Source organism: Paraburkholderia sp. J63 (genome assembly GCF_905220245.1).
Taxonomy (GTDB): Bacteria; Pseudomonadota; Gammaproteobacteria; order Burkholderiales; family Burkholderiaceae; genus Paraburkholderia.
Window position 1 is genome coordinate 157,309 of record NZ_CAJMZF010000016.1, and the last position, 6,482, is coordinate 163,790.

The 6,482-nt window shown below is 63.8% G+C and carries 6 protein-coding genes; 2 read left to right on the plus strand and 4 right to left on the minus strand.

Translation table 11 applies throughout. From position 1 onward, the window contains the following. Window positions 1-58: 58 nt before the first annotated feature. The gene (yaaA, locus tag U5775_RS19215) at window positions 59-853 is read left to right on the plus strand and encodes a peroxide stress protein YaaA (RefSeq protein WP_322059664.1); all 795 of its coding nucleotides are present in this window, start codon (window positions 59-61) and stop codon (window positions 851-853) included. A gap of 57 nt (window positions 854-910) precedes the next feature. Then, entirely contained in the window at window positions 911-2,074 is a 1,164-nt protein-coding gene (locus U5775_RS19220) for a M14-type cytosolic carboxypeptidase (protein ID WP_322059665.1), read from the plus strand. Between the two features lie 109 nt (window positions 2,075-2,183). Here the strand turns inward: U5775_RS19220 and U5775_RS19225 are convergent, their stop codons facing one another. The 4 genes from U5775_RS19225 to U5775_RS19240 form a co-directional block, all read right to left on the minus strand. Next, complete coding sequence (locus U5775_RS19225; RefSeq protein WP_322059666.1) at window positions 2,184-2,912, minus strand: BspC domain-containing protein; 729 nt, start codon at window positions 2,910-2,912, stop codon at window positions 2,184-2,186. 265 nt (window positions 2,913-3,177) lie between these two features. Next, the gene (locus U5775_RS19230) at window positions 3,178-3,852 is read right to left on the minus strand and encodes an energy-coupling factor ABC transporter permease (protein WP_322059684.1); all 675 of its coding nucleotides are present in this window, start codon (window positions 3,850-3,852) and stop codon (window positions 3,178-3,180) included. Window positions 3,853-3,862: 10 nt separating this feature from the next. Next, window positions 3,863-4,801 (minus strand): response regulator transcription factor, encoded by a 939-nt coding sequence (locus tag U5775_RS19235; RefSeq protein WP_322059667.1) that lies wholly within the window; start codon window positions 4,799-4,801, stop codon window positions 3,863-3,865. Between the two features lie 196 nt (window positions 4,802-4,997). Beyond that, window positions 4,998-6,212: a DUF2863 family protein gene (locus tag U5775_RS19240; protein WP_322059668.1), complete on the minus strand. Its 1,215-nt coding sequence runs from the start codon at window positions 6,210-6,212 to the stop codon at window positions 4,998-5,000. Window positions 6,213-6,482: the final 270 nt, after the last annotated feature.

A 6,482-nucleotide genomic window follows, 5' to 3' on the forward strand; every position in this document is an offset into this window, starting at 1 on the left:
TTCGCTACAATCGGGCTTTCGCCTTTGAATATCGGCACGCTGGTGCCTGCAAGCCTCTATGATAATCGTTCTGTCGCCGGCCAAATCGCTCGACTATGACACCCCGGCGCACATCGAAACCCACACCATCCCCGATTTCGTCGACGACGCAGCCGAGCTGATCGACGGCCTGCGCCGTCTTTCGCCGCAGCAGATCGGCACGCTCATGAGCATCTCGGACCCGCTCGCGCGGCTGAACTTCCAGCGCTATGCCGACTGGTCGCAGCACTTTAGCCAGACCAATGCGAAGCAGGCCGTGCTTGCGTTCAACGGCGACGTGTACGAGGGCTTCGACGCCAAATCGCTGAGTCACGCCGATCTCGATTACGCGCAGCAGCACGTGCGTGTGCTCTCGGGGTTGTACGGCGTGCTGCGTCCGCTCGATCTGCTACAGCCGTATCGGCTGGAAATGGGCACGCGCTTCGAAAACGCGCGCGGCAAGGATCTCTACGCGTTCTGGGGCGAGCGCATCACGCACGCGCTCAACGCCCAGCTCGAGCGCAACCACGAAAAAGCAACGAAGGGCGCGCGCGTGCTGGTGAATTGCGCATCGACCGAGTATTTCAAGGCCGTGAAGCCGAAGAAGCTCGCGGCGCCTGTCGTTACGCCGGTCTTTGAAGACTGGAAGGGCGGCCGCTACAAGATCATCAGCTTCCACGCGAAGCGCGCGCGCGGACTGATGGCGCGCTATGCGGTCGAGAACCGCATCGCCGAGCCCGAGGCGCTCAAGGCCTTCGATTCCGAGGGCTACGCATTCGATGCAGAGGCATCGAACGATTCGACCTATGTATTCCGCCGGCGTCTGACCGATTAAGCAGGATTGTGCCGCGATGGCTTCATATTGATTGCTGACCCAGCGAAGGACCCCGACATGACGATTTCCATTTCCAGCCAGTTCGACGCGGGCGCGATCGAAGTGCTCTCGTGCGAGCAAGCCGACGACATCCGCCTGCGCGTGCGTGCCGACAATCAATCGGATTTTGCGCAGTGGTTCTACTTCCGCCTCACGGGCGCGCGCGGCGAGCGTTGCGTGATGACGTTCGAGAATGCCTCCGCGTGCGCATTCCCCGAGGGCTGGCGCGGCTACCAGGCCGCGGCGAGCTACGACCGCGTGAACTGGTTCCGCGTGCCGACCTCGTACGACGGCAAGACGCTCACAATCGACCATACGCCCGACTTCGACAGCATCTATTACGCGTATTTCGAGCCCTATAGCGAGGAGCGCCATTCCGAATTCCTCGGCGCGCTGCAGCAACTGCCGCACGCCACGCTCAGCGAACTCGGCCAGACGGTCGAGGGGCGGCCGATGACGCTGCTTTCGCTCGGTATGCCCGGCGACGCCACGCCCGAGGGCAAGCCCAAGAAGACGGTCTGGATCATCGCACGCCAGCATCCGGGCGAGTCGATGGCCGAGTGGTTCGTCGAAGGGCTCGTGAAGCGGCTGGCGGGCTGGGGCGACTGGGCCGGCGACCCGGTCGCGCGCAAGCTTCTCGACCGCGTCATCTTCCACATCGTGCCGAACATGAATCCGGACGGCAGCGTGCACGGCAACCTGCGCACCAACGCGGCGGGCGCGAACCTGAACCGCGAATGGATGGAGCCCGATGCGCAGCGCAGTCCCGAGGTGCTCGTCGTGCGCGACGCGATCGAGCAGACCGGCGTCGATCTGTTCTTCGACATTCACGGCGACGAGACGCTGCCGTACGTGTTCGTGGCGGGCTCGGAGATGCTGCCGGGCTTTACCGACCAGCAGCGTACCGAGCAGACGGCGTTCATCGAAGCGTTCAAGATAGCGAGCCCGGATTTCCAGGACAAGCACGGCTACGAAGCGAGCCGCTATCGCGAAGACGCGCTCAAGCTCGCGTCGAAATACATCGGGCACCGCTACGGTTGCCTGTCGCTCACGCTCGAAATGCCGTTCAAGGACAACGCGAACCTGCCCGACGAACGCGTGGGCTGGAACGGCGAGCGCAGCGCCGCACTGGGCGCCGCGATGCTGCAGGCCGTCTTGCGTCACGTCGAAACGTTCGCCTGACGCAAAGCCGCGGATCATCGCGGCGATGACATGAGAAAAGGGGGAAGCGGTGTGAGCCGCGTCCCCCTTTTCTCATCTGCGCCGCGTGGTGCGCGGCGGCATCATGCCGTCATTGCTTCGTCGACTTCTTCTTCGTGCTGGTCTTTTTTGCCGTCGACTTCGTGCTCGATTTCGTCGTCGATTTGGCTGCCGACTTGCTGCTGTGCTTCGTGCTCGTCGCCGAAGACTTGTGGCTCGATTTGCCCGACGTCGCCTTCTTCTTGCCGCTTGCCTTCTTCGACTTCGAGCCGTGCTTGCCGCTCACATGGGCCGCGGCGCCGCTTTCAGTGGCGCGGGGTTCGCTGTGTGCACGCAATGGCGGGACAGGATCGTTCCAGCTGAACGCGAGGATCTGCTGGCCGATGTAGCCGCAACGAAACTTCAGATCGTAGGGGGCGTGGCTGCTGTCTTTCGGAATGCCGATGCCATCGACGGTTACGATCGTGTCCACCTTCACGCGCTGCTTGCCTTCGTCGAACGAGTCGTTCCAGGGCGTCACGGTGGCGTGTGCGCTGTCGAAGGAACTGGGCGGAAACTCGACGTGATCGAGCGCGTTCGACGTACTGGCGATGAAGTTGCCATGCGCGGCGCAACTGGCGACCAGCGGATCGGCGTGCATCTGTGTCACGTAGGTGTTGGCGAGATCGCTTTGCGTGCTGGCAATGTCTCCCGGTTGAGCGATCGGGTCGACCTGATCGGCCAGTGCGGGCGGCGTGCATACGAACGTGAGGCTCACGGCGCAGGCGGCCAGTCGGCCAAGTACAGTCAGCAACTGGCGGGATGCGTTGTTGCGGTCCATCTGATTATTCTGGGTGAGGGGTGAGACGTCAGGCACCGTAAGATGCTGCGCCGCATGGATGAGTTCCAGTCCTGGACAAATATTTCGTGGTGCCGGCTGGGGGAAGGGCTTTCTGGCGTGGCTGGCGGGCTAGCTGCGGCTTGTGGCCGCGCATGCTTTGGCGCCAGGCCATTCTAGCGCAGGCGTGCTGCCTGGTGCCCGAGGAAACGGTCGAGTATGGGTCAACGGCGCGCCAACCGCATGCCTTGCGCATGCGACAAACCGCTCAGGTGCGCGGGCCGCCCAGCCGGTAGCGCCGCACGTCATAGGTCGTGACCCATGCGGGGCGATAGACCGCGATCAGCGCCGTAGCCATGCCGGTGAACCAGGCCTCGCCGGACGCCAGCAGAAATACGCTAAAGGCATAGCCTGCTGGAACGGTAACCAGCGATCCGCTGTTGAGCGCGACGTGAGTGCCGAGCGCCAGATAGGCGGCCGCGGATACCGCGATGGCAGGCGATATGAAACCCTGGCCGACGATGAACATGAAAAGATTGCGGGGCAGCCATGCAGCGCAGGCGCGCTGCAGCAATGCCGATATGGCCACCGGGAACGCGCCGAACACAAGGAAGGTGAGTGCGACGCCGTCCCAGGGCGCGTCGAACACCACGGCGGCCAGCGCAACGACCACCGCCATGGCGATGAGCGCGAGGCCCCAGTCGAATAGCGTGACCACGAGGGTGGCGCCTAGCAGATGCAGCACGGTGCCGTCCTCGAGCCACGCATTGCTCGCCCACAGCACGGAGACGGCCACGATGATGGCGAGCCACACGTGCTGGAGCGTCGCGTCCTGAAGACGCTTGAACGGGTTGTTCCATATCGCGAGCGCGAGCAGGCCCCCGGTTGCAATCCATGCACCGACGATGACCCACAGCGGAAGCGGCGTATACAGGAACCCCATATGCTTCATATTACTCGTTGGAACGCAAATCGTGTGCACAGCTGGGCGGTGCTTCCTGCTCTTCGCTGCTCGACTCGGCTTCGGAGCGTGGCGCTAGCGGGGCGGGTGCCGCGCCGCCGTAAGGCACGGTGGGCTCGGCGGCGATCGGTAGCGCTTCGGCAGTGTCGTCTTGTCGCAACGGATAGCGGAAGGACCGCTCGGCACGGGTGCGCAGCGGCATCGGGCCATGCTCGCCGTAGGCCGGTTTCGGCGCGCTGTCCCGACGCGTTCGCAGCACTTGCAATTGATTCGACAGCAAGCCGTTGTAGATGGCCACGGCGGCGGCCCGGTTGGGAGCGCCGAGTTGCTGGAAGATGCTCGCGAGATGAACCTTGACGGTGCCTTCGCTGATGCCGAGCGCACGGGCAATCATCTTGTTTGTACTGCCCATGTGGACGCAGCGGAGAATTTGCTCCTGACGCGGCGAAAGACTCACCTTGAGGCGTGCCTTGGCGATATGCGCGGCGCTCTTGCCGTTGCGCCGCTGGGGCACCGGCCACGCGCCCGGCGGACAGAACGAAGGACCGAAGACGTCGGCAGGCAGATGATCGCCGCCGAGCAGGATGAGCTCGAGCAGCTTCACGATCAGGATCGAATCGGTGGTGCGCCGGATGATGCCTCGCGCGCCTTCCGAAAGCACTGCGCGCACGGCGTGGGGCGGCTCGGCGCGATCGACGAGCACGGCGACCGGCAGCGTCTGATGCCGATTCGCGAAGTTGCGCAGTTCGCCCGGACGGATACCGTCGTGCCAGTCGATCACAAGCAGGTTCGGTGTGAAGCGTTGCATTGCGCGTTCTGCGCTGCGCCAGTCCGGCGCGTCGTTGAAGCGCGCGCGCCGGTCGATTTGTCGTAACAGCGCCTTGAGCCCCTCGCGCCGTTCGGCGTCCGGATTGAATACCGCGAACCGCATAGCCAAGCCCTCCTCGTAAATGGCCCCTCTCGAAATGTTGTGCGGTGCATGCCTTGCATGCGCTGCTTAAAACCGGGCCAACGGCACCATCATGACAAAAAGCTTGCGTCTCGGCGGCCTGTCCAGATGGCGTAGGACGTAGGGCAAAAAAAAGCCCCGCACAGAGGCGGGGCGGAGTAGGAATAAGCCGTTTTGCTTAGTGGAAATGTGGCTGCACGGGCTCAGCATCTTCCGGCATTTCAGCGTGAACAATCTCACCGAGTGGGTCGGCATAGAGCGGCACACCGCAGTCGTCGCAATACTCGGGCTCGAAACGGCCGGCATGGCGGCGGATGTCGGTGATGCCCGACTCCTTCAGGAGTGCGACGATCTCTTCCAGGGGCCCGTTGCTGACATTTTCTTCGGACGGCTCTTCGTCGATGTCGGCATCGCCGTTTTCTCGACCATAGAGCGGCCAGACCACGCCGTACAGGACGTCGTTGCTGCCGCGTTTCGTGAAGCCGACACGGTATTCGTCGATGCGTCGCTCGCCGAAGCCCGCGACAACGGCGCGCAGATCCTGGGCGCTCGCACCGATCGTGTCGAGCAGATAGCGCACCGCGGTGCGGATGGTATGCGGGCGCACTCGCTCGTCGGCGTCGCGGCACGCCGAGTAATAGGCGTCCGGCAGCAGGCATTCGAATTCGCAACCGGGCATGACGATGGCGAGATTGGCGCCGCCCTGCGTAGTCCATTGCTCCAGGCACTGGCCGCGCTCGATGCGCGTACCGTGCTCCTCTTCCTGCCAGCGGAAGAGCGGCGTGCCGACTGGCGCAGCGACCACGGCCAGCAGAAAGCGGGGGTCGGCGAGGATCGGCGAAGTCTCGGGCAGCTCGCCCGCGCTGATCCTGGCCGCGGTCCCGTTCAGCGCGGCCTGCGAAAGCTGCTGGGCGAGACGCCAGGTTTCGACATGGTGCCGGGGCAGTTGGTCGATGCTATAGAGATAGGGCGCCATCGCGACGCGCGTGCCGTTTGCCAGCACGTGCGCCTGAAGATGGGTGCGCAGGGCATCCGACGCATCCGCCTTCAGCGGGCCTGACGGAATGACGTAGCGGGTCCAGGCCAGCACCGGTGCGGCGACGAGCAGCGCTTCGTATTGCGCGCCGTCATGCTCGACGAGGAACGACTCGCTGTGGGTCTCGGCCATATCGGCGAGCGCACCATAGGCGTCCGGGTGGTTTTGCTGCAGATGATCGAGCGCGGCGTCGAGCGTAGTCTGGTTGCCGTTGCGCACGACCTTCGCGAGCAGCGTGTCGAGCTTGGCCTCCCAGAAGCGGTCTTCGGTGCGGCTGCCCGAGGCGAACAGGGCGAGCGACAGGCCGACGAGCTTGTCGGCATCGGGAGGGAGGCGTTTGGCGATTCGCGAGCGCATAAATCCGTGAGTTGGGATGCAGAGAACCCCATATTCTAGTCTGTTCCGCGCGGCCCATCGGTTTGCCCTACAGGACGACCAAAGGAAGGCGTGTGGAGCGGAGGCCTCGCACTTCGTGGCAGGCAATCTGAAAGCTGTCGTTCGGAAGGTTGCCGCTTATGTGGTCATACGAAGCGGTTCAGAGGTGGGTCCCAAAAACCCCTTGCCAGATGACATCCGTGTGACTAGAATTCCGCTCCTTCGCTTGCTGCAGTTCGTGCAGCGAAGCCC

Excerpts from the sequence above, each read along its gene's own strand:
- yaaA (WP_322059664.1), top strand. The coding sequence starts at position 59 with ATGATAATCGTTCTGTCGCCGGCCAAATCGCTCGACTATGACACCCCG.
- U5775_RS19220 (WP_322059665.1), top strand. The coding sequence starts at position 911 with ATGACGATTTCCATTTCCAGCCAGTTCGACGCGGGCGCGATCGAAGTG.
- U5775_RS19225 (WP_322059666.1), bottom strand. The coding sequence starts at position 2,912 with ATGGACCGCAACAACGCATCCCGCCAGTTGCTGACTGTACTTGGCCGA.
- U5775_RS19230 (WP_322059684.1), bottom strand. The coding sequence starts at position 3,852 with ATGGGGTTCCTGTATACGCCGCTTCCGCTGTGGGTCATCGTCGGTGCA.
- U5775_RS19235 (WP_322059667.1), bottom strand. The coding sequence starts at position 4,801 with ATGCGGTTCGCGGTATTCAATCCGGACGCCGAACGGCGCGAGGGGCTC.
- U5775_RS19240 (WP_322059668.1), bottom strand. The coding sequence starts at position 6,212 with ATGCGCTCGCGAATCGCCAAACGCCTCCCTCCCGATGCCGACAAGCTC.